This window comes from Allobosea sp. 47.2.35, from assembly GCF_024655635.1.
Classification (GTDB): Bacteria; Pseudomonadota; Alphaproteobacteria; order Rhizobiales; family Beijerinckiaceae; genus Allobosea.
Genome location: NZ_JANLGI010000010.1, coordinates 166,204 through 183,064, shown reverse-complemented (window position 1 = coordinate 183,064; position 16,861 = coordinate 166,204). Strand labels below are relative to the sequence as shown.

Sequence of the window (16,861 nt, the reverse complement as noted above, 5' to 3'; positions counted from 1 at the left end):
GCTGGCGCTTCAAGAACAGGCTCTGAGTTCCCCGCACACCACCGATCCGGAGCCGGCGCGGCTGCGCAATCCAGACCAGCTCCGCCGCGCCGCCTCCTCGCCGCGAAGCATACTCAAGGGGTCAACATTGGACGCCGATCGGGGGGCAACTTTGCGGGCCGTTTGACAGGCAAGCCAGGTCGAGGTCTGCGCGAATGTCTCCGAGGCACTGTCGTTCCTGGGCCGGACGACCCCGGATCTTGCGATCCTCGACGTCAATCTCGGCTCCGAAACCTCGGAGCCGATCGGGAATCGCCTGCGCGAACTCGGCGTGCCCTTCCTCTTCGCGACGGGCTATGACGATCTTGCGATCCTCGGCGTCGCCGAGGCGGCTACGCTCCGCAAGCCCTACAATCTCGCTTCGCTGGAGGCAGCGTTGCGCAGGCTTCCGAGTGTCGCGTAGCTCTTGAGCGTCCGGCGCGGTTCAGGCCGCTTCTGACGCTGGCGGTGCCAGGCCGGCGAGGGACAGCTTCATGATGGCCTGCGTACCGCGTCCGCCCGTATCTGCGTAACGCAACTCGGTCGCGAGGCTCTTCGCCATCGCGCGTACGATCTTGCTGCCGAGGCCGGTGCCCCTGATCGTGCCGGTTCCGCTCCAACCGATCCCGTCATCGGCGACCGCGAGCGTGACGGCATCGCCCTCGCGGGAGAGGCTGACACGGACTTCGCCCAGGCCGTTCGGATAGGCGTATTTCAGCGCGTTGGTGACCAGTTCCGTCGCGATCAGCCCGATCGAGATCGCCTTGTCGGTTTTGGCTAGGATCGGCACGGCCTCGAAGCGGAGCGTCGGCATTTGGCCGGAGCCGGCTAGCGACTGCGCGAACTCTTCCAGCAGGGAGCGGAGATAGCCCGCAAGCTCCACGGAGCGGACATCGTCCGAGGTGTAGAGGCTGCGATGCAGGTTGCCGATCGCCGTGATGCGCGCCTGCGTCTCGGCGAGCGCCGCCTTGGCGCCGGGGTCCTCGACCGAATTGGCCTGCATCCGCACGAGCGAACCGACCAGCGACAGGCTGTTGGCGACGCGGTGATTGACCTCGGCCAGCAGCGTCACGGCCCGGTCGCGCGCCGCCCTGACTTCCTGTTCGGCCTGTTCGCGGGCACGGGTCAGGCGCGTCTTGACGACGGCATGTTCCAGCGCGGCCCGCAGCAGCACCTCGAAATCCTCGCCGACCGTCTTGACGACATAGTCCATGGCGCCGGCCTTCAGCGCCGTCACGGCGATCGACAGCTCCGAGGAAGCGGTCACGTAGATGACCGCGGGAGAAGCCGCGTCCGAAGACAGCGCGGCGAGGACATCGAGTCCAGACGCCGTCCCGAGATCGTGGTCGAGGATGATGACGTCCATCCCGCCGGCTGCCGCGCGCGCGAGGCCGGCCTCGGCGGTCTCGACATGCTCCACGACATAGTTGTGGCGCGCGAGCATGCGCTGAACCAGGCGCCCGAGCGTGGCGTCGTCGTCGATATAGAGGACGTTGATGGGCCGGTTCGGCATCAGCGGCGGCCGCGCAAGCCGGTCATGGCGTTTCCGGAACCTGGATAACGGAGAAGAACAGCCCGAGCTGGCGGATCGCGTTGGCGAAGCCGTCATAGTCCACGGGCTTGGTAATGTAGACGTTCGCGCCGAGATCGTAGCAGCGCTGGATCTCGCGGCTGTCGTCGGTCGTGGTCAAAACGACTACCGGCGAGCGTTTGGTGTGCGCGTTCGCCTTCACCTTCTCGAGGATCGCGACGCCGCCCATGTCCGGCAGATTGAGGTCAAGCAGGATGAGCAGCTGCCGGCCGGCACTGACGGCGCCGGAACCGTCAGTGCCGAACAGGTAGTTCAGCGCATCCGTGCCGTTGGTGAAGGGGATGATCTCGTTGCTGACCCCGGCACGACGGATATTCTTCTCGATGAGGCGGGCATGGCCCTCATCGTCCTCGATCATAATGATCGAGACGGGCTTTCCATTGGTCACGCTTCGGCACTCCGTCTGTAGGCCGTGAGGTCGGGGGGCAAGGTCACGGTAAAGGTCGTGCCCTTTCCAAGTTCTGAGCGCACGGCGATGTCGCCGCCGAGATTGCGCACCATCGTGCGGACATGGGCGAGGCCGATGCCTTCGCCCGCCGTGTTCTGCGTGCCGGAGCGCCGGAACAATTCGAAAATGCGCTCGTGATCCGTCGCCGCGATGCCGCGGCCATTGTCCTCGATCTCAATCTTCACCCAGCCACGGCGCTCCCGGCGTGTGCGGACAGCGATCCGGATCGGACGCGCGGTCGCGCGGTACTTGATCGCATTGTCGAGGAGGTTGCCCATGACCTGATCGAGCGAGAGGCGATCGCTCGTGATGCGAGGAACCTGCGCGTCGATCTCGATCCCACCGCCTTCCTCCGCGCTGGCCTGATGGTGGACGGCCGCTGCAGCCGTCTCGATCAGCGCGGTCAGATCGACGCTCTCGGCACGCAATTCGCGTCGGCCCTCGCGGGAAATCTTGAGGATGGCGTTGATGAGCCCATCCATCTTGCGCGTCGACGAGCGGATGAAGCCGATTGCTTCGGCGACATCGACGCGCAGCGCCTCTTCGGCCGCCGCCTTCTGCTCCGGTGTAGCAGCCGCGCCGGCGCCGACATAGGCCTCGATCGGCTTGAACATCGCTTCCAACTCGCTGGTGAATCCCATGATGTTCACCAACGGCGCACGCAGATCATGCGTCACGATATAGGCGAAACGCTGGACCTCCTCATTCGCCTTGACGAGCGCATCCGTGCGCTCACGCACGCGTTCTTCAAGCCCGACATTGAGCGTTTCGACCTCGCGCCGCGCCGCGACCAGTTCGCGCGTATAGCTGATGATCGTCCAGCTCGCCGCGCCGGCCATGGCGAGGATCAGGATCGCGCCGATGATCGTGGTCCAGCGCAACCTCGTCGAGGCCGTGACCTGGGCGTCGATCGCCTCCCGCAGTTCTTTCTCCGAGACCGCGAGAATAGCGCTCAGATCGGTGCGCAATTCGTCCATGAGGCGCTTACCAGTCCCGCTACGGACAAGGTTCAGCGCGGTCTCGATATCGCCCCTGCGCGTTGCTTCGACGGTCGCCGCGAGCTCACCCATCTTCTGCTCGAGTTCGCTATTGACCCGCTGCAGGATTGGCGTGACCTCGGGCAGCCTCGCTGCGGCATGTTCGAGCCGAAGGCGTTGGTCTGGAACCCGGGAGGCCGCCGCGCTGTAGGGAGCAAGATAGCTTTCGTCCCGTGTCAGCAGGTAGCCGCGCTGGCCCGTCTCGGCGTCCTGTACGAGAGACAGCAAGTCAGCGGTTGCGCTTCGCACGGCGCGGGCTGCTGTCACTTCGCCGAAATAGCGCTCGCTCGCGGTTGTCAGCCAGAGAGATGTGGCGACGATGATGACCAATACGGCGATACCGATGGCCAGAAGTAGGGCGTTCGAGCGTTGAAAGAACGCCTGAGAGATAGGCATGCGGAGAACCTGGCGGTGAGGGTTCTCTCTTTGCGCCGATCAAAGCTTCCAGAGCAACAGCAAATGACATTGCAACGAATGCATCCATGTGCGGCGCGCGCGAAAACCTGATCCGCGGAATGTCCCGAGCTCGCATCGGCTTTTTGGAAGCCGCATGTAGCGGCTGACCTTCAACTTTTCCCGGCTCGTGTCGATGGCGGCAGGCCGTCCAGGCGCAAGCTGGCGATGTAAATCTCTGCGCCTTCAGCGTTTTTCACAGTGACCGAAAGCGACATGTGGTCGCCATTGGGCAGCTTTTCGCGATTCAATGCAGTCAGCAATTCCTTGGCGGCATTTCGAGCGCTTTGGTCGTCGGGCAAATCCGTGCCCTCCTCGTCGATTTCGAGCTTCTCTCCGTCGCGGGTATGGAAGAAGTAGCTGGGCATGTCTGCCTAATGCAGCCAGCGTCGAGCTGTTCCTCAAGCGCCTTCGATTTTCGCGACGCCGGGCTGGAGATGCAGATAGTCGGGATCAAAATCCGCCAGCTTGCAGAGCCCTTTCCAATCCAGAACCGTGAGTCGGTTGGCACGCAGCCGAATGAGCTTGGCCTCGCGGATTTCTCTCAGCTTCTTGTTCATGTGGACCGTGGATAGGCCAAGGGCATCGGCAATCTCCGGCTGCGTCAAAGGCAGATTGCAGGTCACGCCGTCCGACAAACCGATCGCGGTCATTTTGGTGATGAACTCGCAAAACAGATGAGCGATGCGGCTCGGTGCCGAACGACGCCCGATACCCACCATCCATTCGCGGTATATCGAGGCTTCGATGAGCGTTTCGCGCCAGAATGCCTCAGATATGCGATAGGACGCTCGCGTGAGCGCTCGGACGGCATCGTGTGCGATCAGGCCGACGACGGCGGGCGTCAGCGCTCCCAAGCAATGATCCATGCGCTCGATGAGCAGCGAGTGGATATCTGGAATGTCGCCGGGAAGATGAAGCGACAGGATTTGCCGCGCGCCGTCGCCGACGATCTTGTAGCGGCACACCAGCCCTTCGGCCACCAGACAGCATTGTTTGGTGAGTTCGCCCTCGCGAACGATGTCCTGGCCGGCTTCGAAGCGCTTCAGGGTGAGCGGCAGGTCAAGCAACTTCTCCCGCTCAGTCGAGGGCAAAGGGACATGGGTTTCGAGCTTGAGAACGAGGCGCTCAAGATAAAGCTGCTTATCCATTCGCTCCCCGCCATTCATGTGGCGCCACCCTAGGACGCACCACTCAGTTCCATGCGCATTTCAAATGCGTGCCTCGTGTAACGCAACCCTATGCCCTTCGGTGCCATCCCCACACCGCGACCCATAAGGACCATGGTCGAGGCAGGCCCGACACCGTTCGTTGTTCAGCCGGGAGACTGTTCGCGCAAAAGTCCTCGGTGCGCTCCGTGCCATTTCCCTGACATTGGGGGCTCAGGGGCCAAGGGCGCAGCGTGAACTCCTCTGGCACTAAAATTCGGCGAACTTGCCAGTTCGCTCTGTCAAATGACATCTCTTGCCGAGGTTGAGCCGACTACGAAGGCGTAATGACTACGCCTTCGATCGCTTTGCTGAACCTCTGTCCTTCTGTGCCGCTGTCGAACGCCGACACGATGACATTGGATGTGCATTGATGCGGCCCTTGTCGCAACTCGATGCGTTGGTCAGGAAGTTGGAAACGCGATCAAGGCTTTCCGCAGATGACACCAAAATTCTCCTTAGCCTGCCTATCTCGATAAGGCGCTACGAAGCGCGTCGAGACATCATTCTTGAAGGCCGCCATAACAATCAGTGTTGCATCGTTCTCGAAGGCTTGCTGTGCCGCTACAAGGTCGTTCGAGACGGCGGAAGGCAAATTCTCTCGCTGCATATGCCAGGCGATATCCCTGATCTTCAGTCGATCCATATCGATATGATGGACCACACAGTCGGGACGCTATCGCCAGCACTGGTAGGCTTCATCCCTCATGTTGCTATCAAGCATACGCTCCAGCAATCCTATGCGATTTCAAAAGCATTCTGGCTGGAAGTCTTGGTCGAGGCATCCATTCTCAGAGGCTGGACAGTTAGTCTCGGGAAGAGGAGCGCTCCAGCCCGTATCGCACATTTCCTCTGTGAATACGTGACGCGAATGAAGGCTATCGGGCTGTCGGATGGGGTGACATGCGGCTTGCCGTTAAACCAGCCTGAAATGGGCGATGTGCTGGGGTTATCGACCGTTCACACCAACAAGAAATTGCGAGAGCTCAAACGGGAACGGCTGGTAGAAGTCCGCGCGAATCTGATCCGTATTCTGGATTGGGAAGGTCTGTGCCAGCGCGCTGATTTCGATCCGAACTATCTGCATTTGAAGCAATACGACGAGTGATGTAGATTTCAGGCTCTCCAAGGAACTTGAGCGGGCGAGCGGCATTCTGCTGAGATGGCACGGTTTTACTTTGATACCGACGACGGTTTTGCTCCTGATACGGATGACGAGGGGGTAGATTTTCCTGACCCCGAAGCAGCAAAGCAGGCTGCAAAGACGATCCTGGCGGTCATGATCGGCGAGAAGCTATCGACCTCAGATCATATTGACCTTCGCGTCGTGGTTCGGGACGAAGCCGGTGTTCCCATCTATGCCGCGCGCCTGCGCCTCGACGGGACTGACGCGGAAGCTTCAGGCTTGGGGACGAGTGCATGCGCATAGGGGACGGCGCAGCGAACAGAGCCCTCTCGCGCGGCGCAATCCGCCCATCCACACGGATGAACTGGAATATCGCCAGCTAGCGCGAACCGCGATATTCGGGGATGCGGTTCTTGCTGCCGAAGAGCAGACTCTGAGGATCGCGGTTCACGCTTTCAAGGGTCCGGATAAACCCAGAGAGACTACCCTGCCCATTCGATGTAAAGCTTTCGACGCTTTTCAACCCAGCTCCTGTCAGCCGGATAACCTCAACAGTGGCCGCGGCTGAGCTGCGATCGAGACTGCTTGCAAGTGCACTCAAGGATCTCGCGGTTTCAGCAACCTCTGTAAACGCGCTCCGCCCATTGGTATCAACGGCGGCATTCAGGAAAGCTTCGGCTCCCTTCAAGACGCCATCGATGTCGTCACTGGCTCTGTTGAGCTTCTCGCTCACCGAAGCGGCTGTCTTGATGGCGCTTCTTACGTCGGGCGCTACATCGGCTAGAGTGTTGGTCAGCTGATCGAAATCGGCGATTATCGAGACGATCCAGTTCTTGTCGACCGTGCGCAGGGTATCCAGGTACTCGTCGCCGAAGGCTTTCAGTTTCTGCGGCAGCGGGGTGACTAACTCTGCAACAGTCGCAACGCCCTTCATCAGTTTCTCAACGGAGGACGAGCTATCGTTCAACGAAGCCGAGAAGCGCTCCACCTCCTTGATCTTCTCGGTTATCGGCCCAGCGTTGGCCTGGATTGCTCCCTCGATCGCGACAAGGGACTCGTTGATGCTCTTTGCAGTCGATCCGACCTTCTCGAAAATGCTCGCGGAGTCTTCGACCACGATTGTCGGCTGCATCTTTCCTGGAGCCGCGGTCAGCCGCGCGGCGTCAGGGCTGCCACCACGAAGCTGCACCGCGACGATGCCGGCCAAGCCCTGGCCCTCCAGGCGGGCAGTGGTATCGGCCCGCAATGGCGCGGATCGGGTGATCTTCAGGATGGCATAGATCTGCCGCGGATCACTGGGCTCGATCTCGATGTCAGTGACCTCTCCCACCCTCAGGCCGTTGAAGAGGACGCTGGAGCCTCGCCCCAAGCCCGAGACCTTGCCGTTGAAGGTCAGCCGTACGTCGATTGTATCGGTCTGTCCTCTGCTGAACCAGTAAGCGAGCCCGAAAAGCGCAGCTACGACAACCAGCGTGGTCAGTCCGATCAATGCATGGGCTTGCCGGGATAGCATACCTTGTTTCTATCCGACCCTGAGGCGAGCGTCATCTACAACCGGAGATCAGCGCAAACCCTGACACAGAGCGATGTTCGTACTGGCTTCAGGGTTGCTGCTTGGTATCTCGAGTTCGATCTGGCAGGGCGTCAATAGCTTCGTCTGCTCCTTAGTTTTTGTGGAGCACACCCTCTCGCAGGGCCCTTGTCGCCGCATCCGCTTTCTGTTTGGTGTCGGTGTGAAGCGGTTTGGTTTCGTGCGTTGCGTGAAGGCCGATCTCGCGAGGCTTCTTTCCGTCGTTGCGGGCGCTTGCTGCGAAAGTAGCCAAGGCTTCAGGTTGCTTTGCCATGAGCATGTCCTCCGAATAGGAGTGAAACAGGAACGGCTGATGAGTGTTCCGTTCGCTGTGCCTGTAGCCCGTTAGCTATCGCGTCCTGCTAATCTCTCGACGGAGTGGTTGACGATCAGCAGAACGATGGTGAGCAAAGTCGCAGTCAGCACGATTGCGAAGTCTCCCAGGCCAGCGGCGCAACCGAGAGCCGCAGTCACCCAGATCGCGGCAGCCGTCGTCAAACCCTGTGGGGTTGTTTCTCCTCGTTTCAGGACGATGACTCCCGCGCCCAGAAAGCCGATGCCGGTCAACAAGCCCTGTACCACGCGGCTTGCCGCATCGCCCTCGTCGGCTCCGCAAAATATTGTAGCTGCTGCGGCCGTGCCGAGCCCCACCAGACCGAACGTGCGCCCCCCCGCTGCTCGCTGCTTGTTAGTCCGCTCCCATCCCACGCGATCACCCTCTCGCGGCGCGGGCTGTGATCCGACCGGAGGATCTGCACGACCAGCCGTTCCTGCGGCTTGATTTCGACGAGCGCCTGTCCCGCGATCTCCATGCCGCCTTCGCCGTCGGTGGGGTGAGGCCCCGCGTCGTCGTGGACGTCGAGTATTCTGCAACCGTATGTGCTTTGGCCTCGGCAGCGGCAGGGATCGGCCTGGTCAATCCCGCTGCAATCCCGGCGCTCGACCGCTCAGGCTTCAAAGTATTGCGCTTCGAGCCAGCCCTGCATTTCCGCAAGCATCTCGCCTTTCCGCCAGGGCGCCCGCGGCCTCAGCTCGTTCGCGACTTCCTGACTGTGTTGGCGGAGGTGAGGAATCGATTTGCGCTCCAAGTCGACAACAGCTGAGAAGCGCCAGAGTTAGACATCAAGGCCCAGGCAACACTGGATCTTGCCGAAACTCGAACCGTTTCAGTCCAGCTGAGCGGGGTTGAGCTTTGCTTGCCGCGGGGGCTGTCATACCCTGCCTCGGCACCGGGGGCGCCTGCCGTCACGTGGAGGTCATGAACACCTTTCGAAACACCCGATGTCAAAACCCTAGTCTGAAATCGTTCTAAATCATTGTCATTGCAAGGAAATATCCGGTCATCTATTCACGGTGACCATGATGCCGAAGATTGCCTGCGTGATCTGAAGCCGTCCACAGCCACTTGGTCGCCCTGGCCCATGCCTCACGCCAGTCCATCCCTTGAAGACTCCCTGGATTGGGACCGAGCGCATCGGGAGAAGCTGTCCGGCCGCCCGATTTTGCGCGCCGCTGGCGTGGTGGGGGCGCGATGAGCTGGGACCTGCAGCACCTGTTCGTCCGCTACGCCCGCGACATCAACCGCTTCCTGCGCAGACGCGGTCACAGTCCCCAGACCGCCGAGGATTTGACCCAGGACACTTTCGTCCGGGTGCTTGCCGCGCCTCCGCCCGAAGCTGGGCTCAACCACAATCCCCGAGCTTATCTCTATCAGGTCTCGCGCAATCTCAGCATCAACCATCATCGGCGCGACGCGATCGTATCCTTCACAGACCTGCCGGCCGAGGATGCCGCGCAGATCGCCGACCCTGCGCCGTCGCCCGAGCGAATCGTCTATTCCCGCCAGTGCCTCGCGCAGACCCAGCAGGCGCTCGCGGAACTGCCCGAGCGCACCCGCCTGGCCTTCGAGATGCACCGGATCGGCGATTGCACGATCGCGGAGGTCGCCCGGGAACTCGGCCTGTCGAATGCCCGGGCCTGGGGGCTGATCCACGAGGCCTATCGCCATCTGCTCGCGCGGGTCGACGATTTCTGAACTTACGCGCGCCAGGCGAATTTTTCCGCTGCTCGTTTGTTATAGACGATAAGCAGGTGTCGCCGACCTTCGGCTGCCGCCTGCCGAAGGATGACGGATGCGCGAAACGGAACAGGACCAGGACAGGCTGACCGACGAGGCGATCGACCTCGTGATCCGCCTGCAGAACGACCCCGCCAATCCGGTGGCGAGCGAGATGATGCGCTCGTGGCGGGCGCGCAGCCCGGCGCATGAGCGCGCCTGGGCGCGCGTCGCAAGGCTGCATGGCGCTGCCGGCAAGGTGCTCGCCGAGCATGGCGAAGGAGCCGGGCCGAGCCGCCGGGCCCTCCTGCTCGGCGGCGTGCTCGGCCTCGGCGCTCTCGGCGCCAGCTATGCGCTGCTGCCGGAGATCCTGCTGCGGAACCGCGCCGACCATGCCACCGGCAAGGGCGAGACGCGGCAGCTCACGCTCGGCGACGGCACGAAGGCGACGCTCGGCCCCGACAGCGCGATCGCCGTCGATTATGGTGAAGCCCGCCGCAAGGTCGAGGTGCTGACGGGCATGTGCTTCTTCGAGGTGGCGCGTGAAACGTCGCGGCCCTTCATGGTGACGGCAGGCGATCTCGAGGCGACGGCGCTGGGCACCGCTTATGACGTCTCCTACGAGGCCGGCCTCGCTCAGGTCGCCGTCGATCGGGGCACGGTGCAGGCGGCCGCTGCCGGCCTTGCGCTGCCGGCCGACCTGAGGCTGGAGGCCGGGGACTGGATGAGCTTCGATGCGTCCTCGAACCGGCTGGAGCGCGGCCGGCTGGAGGCCGGGCAGGTCGCCACCTGGCGCGACCGGCTGATCATCGCCGAGAAGGAGGCCGTCTCGACGCTCGTCGCGCGGATCGGGCGCTGGATACCGGGGCGCATCGTCATGGCCGATCCCTTCATCGGCTCGCAGCGTGTCAGCGGCCTGTTCGACCTCAGCGACCCCGTCCGCGCGCTCGAAGCGGTCGTTCATCCGGCAGGCGCGCGCGTCCGCCAGGTCTCCTCCTTCGTCACGATCATCTCCCCGCTCTGAAAAAATTCGCAGCGAGGGTGAAAATCCCGCGGCCCCGATTGTAACAGTGATGGGGCCGGCGCGACCCGCATGATCGGATGCCGCCATCCCCGTGACGTACAAGCACGGAGTTGTTGGGATGGGTTTCGGGGCTGGAAATTCCGCCGCCGCAGTCAGGCGGAGGGCGGCGCTGTTCGCGGCGTTGACGATCACGGCGCTCGCCACCGGTGTCGTCACAACCCATCCCGGTGCCTTCGCCCAGAGCGCCGTCCAGTCGTCGTTCGACATCCCCGCCGGGCCGCTGAACCGCGCCCTGACCGCCTTCGGCCGCCAGGCCGGTATCCAGGTCACCTATCTCGCCAGCGTCGCGGCCGGCAAGACCTCGCCCGGCCTGTCGGGGCCGGCGACGCGCGAGCAGGCGATTGCCCGCATCCTGCAGGGGACCGGGCTGTCCTATCGCTTCACCAACGCCACCACCGTCGCGATCTCGCCGCAGGTCGCGATCACCGGCTCGGCCACGGGCGCCGGCTCGCTGCAGCTCGACACGATCGAGGTCCAGGGACGCAACGAGACTGCCTGGGGGCCGGTCGACGGCGTGGTGGCGCATCGCAGCGCCTCCTCGACCAAGACCGACACGCCGCTGCTGGAGACGCCGCAATCGGTTTCCGTCGTCACTGCCGCACAGGTCACCCAGCAGGGCACGCAAAGCATCGGCGAAGCCCTGCGCTACACGCCCGGCACCTATAGCGACATCTACGGGACGAACACGACGCGCGACCTCGTCCGCATCCGCGGCTTCTCGCCGAAATTCTATCAGGACGGGCTGGTTCTGCCTTATGGCATCGGCTCGCAGGGCACCCAGAGCGAGCCTTTCGGCCTGGAGCGCATCGAGGTCCTGCGCGGCCCCTCCTCCGTGCTCTACGGCCAGAACCCGCCGGGCGGCATCGTCAACATGGTGAGCAAGCGGCCGCTGGAGGAAGCGCGGCGCGAGGTCTTCGTTCAGGCCGGCAGCTTCAGCCGCCTGCAGGCGGGCTTCGACGTCAGCGGCCCGGTGACGGCCGACAAGAGCCTGCTCTACCGCGTCGTGGCCATGGGCCGGCAGAGCGGCACGCAGGTCGATTTCGCCGACAACGACCGCTCCTATTTCGCGCCGAGCTTCACCTGGAGGCCGACTGCCGCCACTTCGCTGACCGTGCTCGCCTCGGTCCAGCGCGACCGGACGGGCATTGCCGACCAGTATTTCCCGGCGGCCGGCACACTCTACCCCAACCCGAACGGGCGCCTGCGCACACGCACCAATATCGGCGAGCCCTGGCTCGACAAGCTCGACCGCAAGATCACCACGGTCGGCTATGCCTTCTCGCACGACTTCTCGAACAAGCTCAGCTTCCGCCAGAATGTCGGCTACAATTATGCAGAGGTGTTCAACGCCTCGACCTATGCGACCGGCATCCTCGCCGATAACCGCACCATCACGCGCCGCTTCAGCACGATCGACCGCACGTTGCGCTATTTTTCGATCGACAACCAGCTGATCGCGAAGATCGAGACGGGGCCGCTGCGGCACGAAATCCTTGTCGGCCTGGACCATCGCAATTCCAGCGAACTCGCGCTGAACGGCGGCGTCACCTCGGCGCCGAGCCTGAACATCTTCGCGCCGGTCTATGGCCGGCCGTTCAACGCCTTCGCCTACAACCAGAACTACCGGGACTTCGTCCGTCAGACCGGCATCTATGCGCAGGACCAGATCCGCTTCGACAAGTGGCTGCTGACGCTGAGCGGACGCCAGGACTGGTCGAAAGTGGGCCGCGATGCCTATTTCCCGACCCGCTCCAGGACCCAGGCCGAGGACAGCGCCTTCACCGGACGCGTCGGCCTGAGCTATCTCTTCGACAACGGGCTTGCCCCCTATGTCAGCTATTCCACCTCGTTCGAGCCCGTCACCGGCGCGACCTCGCCGGCGCGCGGCTCGGAGGCGTTCCGGCCGACGGAAGGCGAGCAGCTCGAGGCGGGAGTGAAATACCAGCCGACCTGGTTCGACGGCCTGTTCACGGCCGCGGTCTTCGACCTGCGCCAGACCAATGTCTCGACGACCGACCCGCTCGATACGCGTTACAGCGTCCAGACCGGCGAGGTGCGCGCCCGCGGCTTCGAGTTCGAAGCGCGCGCCAACGTCACCGCTTCGCTCAGCGTCATCGGCTCCTATTCCTACACGGATACCGAGGTCACGAAGAGCAATGTTGCAGCGCAGCTCGGGCGCGTGCTGCCCTCGACGCCGAAGGATCAGGCCAGCCTGTGGGCACAATACGCCTTCAAGGAAGGGCCGTTCAACGGCCTCTCGGTGGCCGGCGGCGTGCGCTATGTCGGCGCGACCTATGGCGATGCCGCCAATCTCTGGCGCGTGCCGGGCTATACCCTGGTCGATGCCTCGCTGACGCTCGACCTCGGCAAGGTCTGGCAGCCGGCCAAGGGGGCCACCTTCCAGGTCAACGCCAACAACCTCTTCGACAAGGAGGTCGTGAACGTCTGCTTCAACGCCTATAGCTGCATGGTCGGCCAGCGGCGCACCGTGCTGGCGACTCTGCGCTACCAGTGGTGAAGCCGGTCGGACCGACCCGCCGCCAGGCCGTGCTGGCGCTTGCTGCGGCGGGCATCATGCCCGCCGCCCAGACGCCCGCGGCAGCCGGCGAACCAGCGCGCGTCGCCTGTACCGACTGGACCGCCGCCGAGACGCTGCTCATGCTCGGCATCGCGCCGGCAGGCGTCATCGACAAGGCGGGATATGCCCGCACGATGGTGGAGCCCGCCCTGCCGCCGGCCGTGGTGGAGCTCGGGGCCGGCTGGGCCCCGAATATCGAGATGCTTCAGCATCTCGGGCCCGACTTCATCCTCGTCCCGCAATGGACGGTCCGGCAACCGCATTTCCCGCGGATCGCGCCCGTTATCGTTCTGCAGAATCGCAGCGCGGCGCTCGACGCGATCGAGACCGCCAAACGACAATTGCCGGAACTCGCCGAGCGCTTCCGGGCGCCGCGGTCTGCGATGGAAATCGCCACGCGCTTCGACGCGGATCTGCAGGCAATCCGCGATGCTCGCGGTGCCTGGGATGACCGGCCGATCGCCTATCTCAACCTCAACCCGGATGGCCGGAACGTCTCGATCGCCACGGCGACCTCGCTCTTCGAGGACGTGGCGCGCCGGCTCGGCCTGAAGAACGCATGGGGGCGGCAAGCGCATATCTGGTCTTTCTACGTGACGGGCGTGGAGCAATTGGCGAGCATTCCCGATGCGCGGCTGATCTATGCCGATCAGGGGCCGCGCACGGATGCGGCGCTGCGCCGGCTGGCGGAGAACCGGATCTGGAACAGCCTGCCGGCCGTGCGCGAGGGGCGGGTCACACGCATCGCTGCGACCTATCCCTATGGCAGCCTGCCTACGGCCCTGCGGCTGGCGCGCATGCTCGCAGAAGCCGTCAGCCGCCCTGCCCCGCCGCAGCCCGGACCGGTCCATGGCTGAGGTCGCGACCATGTCGCGGCCGGCCCTCCGTCCGCATCCCTGGCTTCCGGCCGCCTTGCTGCTCGTGCTCGCCGGCGCGAACACCGCGATCCTGCTGTCGCGGCAGGCGCCGTCAGCGCACTGGCTCGCCGCGCTGTTGCAACCGCAGAAAGCCGCGATCGGTGACCTGCTGATCGCCTACAGCCTCGCGCCGCGCGCGGCGATGGCGCTGCTTTGCGGCGCGGCGCTCGGCCTTTCCGGCAGCATTTTCCAGGCGGTGTTGCGCAACCCGCTGGCGGAGCCGAGCACGCTCGGCGTCTCAGCCGGTGCCAGCCTGACGCTGGTGAGCGCCACCCTCTGGTTCCCCGAATGGCTCGCCTGGGGGCAGGAGGCGATCGCGCTCGCCGGCGGCGGTCTCGGCTGTCTCTCGGCCTTCCTCATCGCGCGGCGGCAGGGCATTGCGCCCGCCGCGCTGATCATGGCTGGGCTGGTGGTCAGCCTCTATTGCGGAAGCCTTGCCGCGCTCGCGGTCCTATACAATCAGGACAACCTCACCAACCTTTTCATCTGGCAGTCCGGCGCGCTCTTCCAGAGCGGATGGAGCAGCGTGCATTACCTGCTGCCGCGCGTGCTGCTCTGCGCCATCCTGGCATTCGCGGCATTGCGCCCGCTCGCCCTGCTCGAACTCGGCGATCAGACGGCCACGGCAAGCGGGCTGAAGGTCGGACATGTCCGGGCCGGCATCCTCGTCATCGCGATCGCACTCGGCTGCTTCGTCGTCAGCGCGGTCGGCATGGTCAGCTTCATCGGACTGGCTGCGCCGAACCTCGCCCGCTTCTGCGGCGCACGCACAGCCCGCCAGCGCCTCGTCTGGGCGCCTCTCATCGGTGCCGGCCTGCTCTGGTCGGCAGACAGCCTCGTCCAGCTTCTCGGCCTCGTCATGCGGGAGCTGCCGACCGGCACCGCGACGGCGCTGCTCGGCGCGCCCTGTCTCCTCATCCTCCTCGTGCATAGCCGGCAATGCATCCTGCCTGCCGTCAGCGAGGCAGGGCTGCCCCGCGCGTCGCGAACCGGCGCCGGGCTGCTCGGCCTCATGATCCTGCTCGCGGTCGCGGTTGGTGTCGCGCTGTTCATCGGCCGCGGTCCAGATGGCTGGGAAATCACCCTGCCATTCGCCGACGCCACAGCGGTGCTGCAATGGCGCTGGCCACGCGCGCTCGGCGCGCTGGCTGCGGGAGGCTTGCTGGCGATCGCGGGGACAGCCTTGCAGCGGCTCACCGCCAATCCGATGGCAAGCCCCGAGGTGCTCGGCCTGACATCGGGCGCGGCGCTCGGCTTCATGGTGCAGATCATGCTCCTGCCGGCCCAGGCGGCCGGGGCCGGCCTTGCGGGAGCCGGTATTGGCGCAGCGCTGACACTGGCCGTGCTGCTGCTGATCGGATCGCGGGCCCACGGCGGCCCGGATCGCAGTCTTCTGGTCGGCATCTGCCTGGCAACGTTGTGCAGCGCGGTCGTGACGGTGCTGCTCTCGACCGGCCATCCGGCCTTGCGCGGACTGCTCGGCTGGCTCTCGGGCTCGACGGCCGGCGTCACGCCGCAGGCGGCACTCGGGGCGCTGGCAGCGCTACTCGGCGCGCTGCTGATCCTGCCGGCCCTGTTGCGCTGGCTCGCGATCCTGCCGCTGGGATTGGCGACGGCAGGCGCTATCGGGGTGTCCGCAAGGCCCGCCCGTGCGCTCATCCTCACCTATTGCGCCGTCGCCACCGCAGCCGCGACCCTGCTGATCGGGCCGCTCGGCTTCGTCGGCCTGATGGCGCCGCATATCGCCAAGCGCTTCGGCTTCACAGCACCAAGCAGCCAGTTCCTCGGCGCTGTGCTTGTTGGGGCCGCGTTGCTCGTCGTCTCCGACTGGATCGGGCGCGTCGCGATCTTCCCCTGGGAGATCCCGGCCGGGCTTGTCTCTGCCTTCGTCGGTGGACCTTACTTCATCTGGTTGATGCAGAGGCGCGGGCCATGACGAGCTTCGGCATAACCCACAACCCCGGCCGCGGGACATTCCGGAGGCTGCAGGTGCTGCGCGCCTGGCGTGTTACACCGAACATGCGCCGGATCGTCCTTACCGGCCCGGAGCTGGCGGGCTTTGCGTTCTACCGGCAGGGCCTCGGACCCTATGTGAAGCTGCTCGTGCCCCCCGCCAATTTCAAGGATCCGGGCTGGCCGCGCTTCGACGCCACCGGAGCGATCGAAGGCGCTACGGATCAGCGGCCGGTCGTGCGGACCTACACGGTTCGGGATTTCGACGAGGCTCTGCAGGAACTTACCATCGATTTCGTGCTGCATGGCGACCGCGGCCCAGCCTCGCGCTGGGCCATCCTGGCGGAGCCCGGCGACAGCATCGCACTCCTCGAACGCGGCTTCTCACAACCCCATGGCGTGGACCGCTATATCTTCATCGGCGACCATACGGCGCTGCCGGCCATTGCCCAGAGCCTGGAGAGCCTGCCGGACGACAGCAAGGGACAAGCGATCATCTACCTGCATGATGCAGCCGACAAGCAACCGCTTTGCGTCCCGCCCGGGATGTCGCTGACCTGGCTGATCGACGAGAGGCCGGTCGGCTTCGCTGCCGTGATGCAGGCATTGTTACGCCCCCTCAACGTCACCGACGAACGTCTATTCCTTTGGGTCGGGGCCGAGGCCGGCCTCGCGAGATCGCTGCTGGCCCACGCGAAGAATGAGCTCGGGCTGCCCCGGGATCAGCACTCGATCCTCAACTACTGGCGCCAGGGATTTGCGGAGGGAGCATTCGAGCGCGGCAGCTAGATTGCCCATGTTGTGGTTGATCAATCCTCCCGA

Annotated in this window: 17 protein-coding genes; 10 read left to right on the top strand and 7 right to left on the bottom strand. The window is 64.4% G+C overall.

Annotated elements, in window-relative coordinates; all coding sequences use genetic code 11:
* Window positions 1–310 precede the first annotated feature (310 nt).
* Complete coding sequence (locus tag NUV79_RS14570) at window positions 311–442, top strand: hypothetical protein (RefSeq protein WP_257733808.1); 132 nt, start codon at window positions 311–313, stop codon at window positions 440–442.
* Window positions 443–463: 21 nt separating this feature from the next.
* On the opposite strand, the gene NUV79_RS14565 is transcribed toward NUV79_RS14570, so the two are convergent.
* The 5 genes from NUV79_RS14565 to NUV79_RS14545 form a co-directional block, all read right to left on the bottom strand.
* Window positions 464–1,531, bottom strand: coding sequence for a histidine kinase dimerization/phosphoacceptor domain -containing protein (locus tag NUV79_RS14565; protein WP_257733807.1), 1,068 nt, complete (start codon window positions 1,529–1,531; stop codon window positions 464–466).
* Window positions 1,532–1,553: 22 nt separating this feature from the next.
* Window positions 1,554–1,967 (bottom strand): response regulator, encoded by a 414-nt coding sequence (locus NUV79_RS14560; RefSeq protein ID WP_257733818.1) that lies wholly within the window; start codon window positions 1,965–1,967, stop codon window positions 1,554–1,556.
* Between the two features lie 26 nt (window positions 1,968–1,993).
* Complete coding sequence (locus tag NUV79_RS14555) at window positions 1,994–3,490, bottom strand: sensor histidine kinase (RefSeq protein ID WP_257733806.1); 1,497 nt, start codon at window positions 3,488–3,490, stop codon at window positions 1,994–1,996.
* 170 nt (window positions 3,491–3,660) lie between these two features.
* Window positions 3,661–3,915, bottom strand: coding sequence for a DUF6894 family protein (locus tag NUV79_RS14550; protein ID WP_257733805.1), 255 nt, complete (start codon window positions 3,913–3,915; stop codon window positions 3,661–3,663).
* A gap of 33 nt (window positions 3,916–3,948) precedes the next feature.
* Window positions 3,949–4,698: a Crp/Fnr family transcriptional regulator gene (locus NUV79_RS14545; protein ID WP_257733804.1), complete on the bottom strand. Its 750-nt coding sequence runs from the start codon at window positions 4,696–4,698 to the stop codon at window positions 3,949–3,951.
* A 439-nt stretch (window positions 4,699–5,137) separates the two neighbouring features.
* Here NUV79_RS14545 and NUV79_RS14540 point away from each other — a divergent pair, with 439 nt between their 5' ends.
* Both NUV79_RS14540 and NUV79_RS14535 read left to right on the top strand, forming a co-directional pair.
* Window positions 5,138–5,863: a Crp/Fnr family transcriptional regulator gene (locus NUV79_RS14540; RefSeq protein ID WP_257733803.1), complete on the top strand. Its 726-nt coding sequence runs from the start codon at window positions 5,138–5,140 to the stop codon at window positions 5,861–5,863.
* 54 nt (window positions 5,864–5,917) lie between these two features.
* Window positions 5,918–6,184 carry a DUF6894 family protein gene (locus NUV79_RS14535; RefSeq protein WP_257733802.1) on the top strand — a complete coding sequence of 89 codons (267 nt, stop codon included), beginning with the start codon at window positions 5,918–5,920 and terminating at the stop codon, window positions 6,182–6,184.
* 76 nt (window positions 6,185–6,260) lie between these two features.
* On the opposite strand, the gene NUV79_RS14530 is transcribed toward NUV79_RS14535, so the two are convergent.
* Both NUV79_RS14530 and NUV79_RS25300 read right to left on the bottom strand, forming a co-directional pair.
* The gene (locus NUV79_RS14530; RefSeq protein ID WP_257733801.1) at window positions 6,261–7,370 is read right to left on the bottom strand and encodes an MlaD family protein; all 1,110 of its coding nucleotides are present in this window, start codon (window positions 7,368–7,370) and stop codon (window positions 6,261–6,263) included.
* Window positions 7,371–7,796: 426 nt separating this feature from the next.
* The gene (locus NUV79_RS25300; RefSeq protein ID WP_374679274.1) at window positions 7,797–8,159 is read right to left on the bottom strand and encodes an MgtC/SapB family protein; all 363 of its coding nucleotides are present in this window, start codon (window positions 8,157–8,159) and stop codon (window positions 7,797–7,799) included.
* On the opposite strand from NUV79_RS25300, the gene NUV79_RS14525 reads away from it, so the two are divergent.
* From NUV79_RS14525 to NUV79_RS14495, 7 genes are all read left to right on the top strand, one after another.
* Window positions 8,153–8,554: a LysR substrate-binding domain-containing protein gene (locus NUV79_RS14525; protein ID WP_257733817.1), complete on the top strand. Its 402-nt coding sequence runs from the start codon at window positions 8,153–8,155 to the stop codon at window positions 8,552–8,554. The genes NUV79_RS25300 and NUV79_RS14525 overlap by 7 nt on opposite strands.
* Window positions 8,555–8,982: 428 nt before the next feature.
* Window positions 8,983–9,486, top strand: a complete 504-nt coding sequence (locus NUV79_RS14520; RefSeq protein ID WP_257733800.1) for an RNA polymerase sigma factor — start codon at window positions 8,983–8,985, stop codon at window positions 9,484–9,486.
* 97 nt (window positions 9,487–9,583) lie between these two features.
* Window positions 9,584–10,531, top strand: a complete 948-nt coding sequence (locus NUV79_RS14515; protein WP_257733799.1) for a FecR family protein — start codon at window positions 9,584–9,586, stop codon at window positions 10,529–10,531.
* 118 nt (window positions 10,532–10,649) lie between these two features.
* A complete protein-coding gene (locus NUV79_RS14510; RefSeq protein ID WP_257733798.1) occupies window positions 10,650–13,109 on the top strand; it encodes a TonB-dependent siderophore receptor in 2,460 nt (819 codons plus the stop codon).
* Window positions 13,106–14,026 (top strand): ABC transporter substrate-binding protein, encoded by a 921-nt coding sequence (locus NUV79_RS14505; protein WP_257733797.1) that lies wholly within the window; start codon window positions 13,106–13,108, stop codon window positions 14,024–14,026. The genes NUV79_RS14510 and NUV79_RS14505 overlap by 4 nt, the downstream gene beginning before the upstream one ends.
* Window positions 14,019–16,022 carry a Fe(3+)-hydroxamate ABC transporter permease FhuB gene (gene fhuB, locus NUV79_RS14500; RefSeq protein WP_257733796.1) on the top strand — a complete coding sequence of 668 codons (2,004 nt, stop codon included), beginning with the start codon at window positions 14,019–14,021 and terminating at the stop codon, window positions 16,020–16,022. Before NUV79_RS14505 ends, fhuB begins: the two co-directional genes overlap by 8 nt.
* On the top strand, window positions 16,019–16,828 hold the full coding sequence (locus NUV79_RS14495) for a siderophore-interacting protein (protein ID WP_257733795.1): 810 nt from the start codon (window positions 16,019–16,021) through the stop codon (window positions 16,826–16,828). Before fhuB ends, NUV79_RS14495 begins: the two co-directional genes overlap by 4 nt.
* Window positions 16,829–16,861: the final 33 nt, after the last annotated feature.

What these genes read in the sequence shown, in the direction of transcription:
- NUV79_RS14565 (WP_257733807.1), bottom strand. Translation starts at nt 1,531, where the DNA reads ATGCCGAACCGGCCCATCAACGTCCTCTATATCGACGACGACGCCACG.
- NUV79_RS14560 (WP_257733818.1), bottom strand. Translation starts at nt 1,967, where the DNA reads ATGATCGAGGACGATGAGGGCCATGCCCGCCTCATCGAGAAGAATATC.
- NUV79_RS14555 (WP_257733806.1), bottom strand. Translation starts at nt 3,490, where the DNA reads ATGCCTATCTCTCAGGCGTTCTTTCAACGCTCGAACGCCCTACTTCTG.
- NUV79_RS14550 (WP_257733805.1), bottom strand. Translation starts at nt 3,915, where the DNA reads ATGCCCAGCTACTTCTTCCATACCCGCGACGGAGAGAAGCTCGAAATC.
- NUV79_RS14545 (WP_257733804.1), bottom strand. Translation starts at nt 4,698, where the DNA reads ATGGATAAGCAGCTTTATCTTGAGCGCCTCGTTCTCAAGCTCGAAACC.
- NUV79_RS14535 (WP_257733802.1), top strand. Translation starts at nt 5,918, where the DNA reads ATGGCACGGTTTTACTTTGATACCGACGACGGTTTTGCTCCTGATACG.
- NUV79_RS14520 (WP_257733800.1), top strand. Translation starts at nt 8,983, where the DNA reads ATGAGCTGGGACCTGCAGCACCTGTTCGTCCGCTACGCCCGCGACATC.
- NUV79_RS14515 (WP_257733799.1), top strand. Translation starts at nt 9,584, where the DNA reads ATGCGCGAAACGGAACAGGACCAGGACAGGCTGACCGACGAGGCGATC.
- NUV79_RS14510 (WP_257733798.1), top strand. Translation starts at nt 10,650, where the DNA reads ATGGGTTTCGGGGCTGGAAATTCCGCCGCCGCAGTCAGGCGGAGGGCG.
- fhuB (WP_257733796.1), top strand. Translation starts at nt 14,019, where the DNA reads ATGGCTGAGGTCGCGACCATGTCGCGGCCGGCCCTCCGTCCGCATCCC.
- NUV79_RS14495 (WP_257733795.1), top strand. Translation starts at nt 16,019, where the DNA reads ATGACGAGCTTCGGCATAACCCACAACCCCGGCCGCGGGACATTCCGG.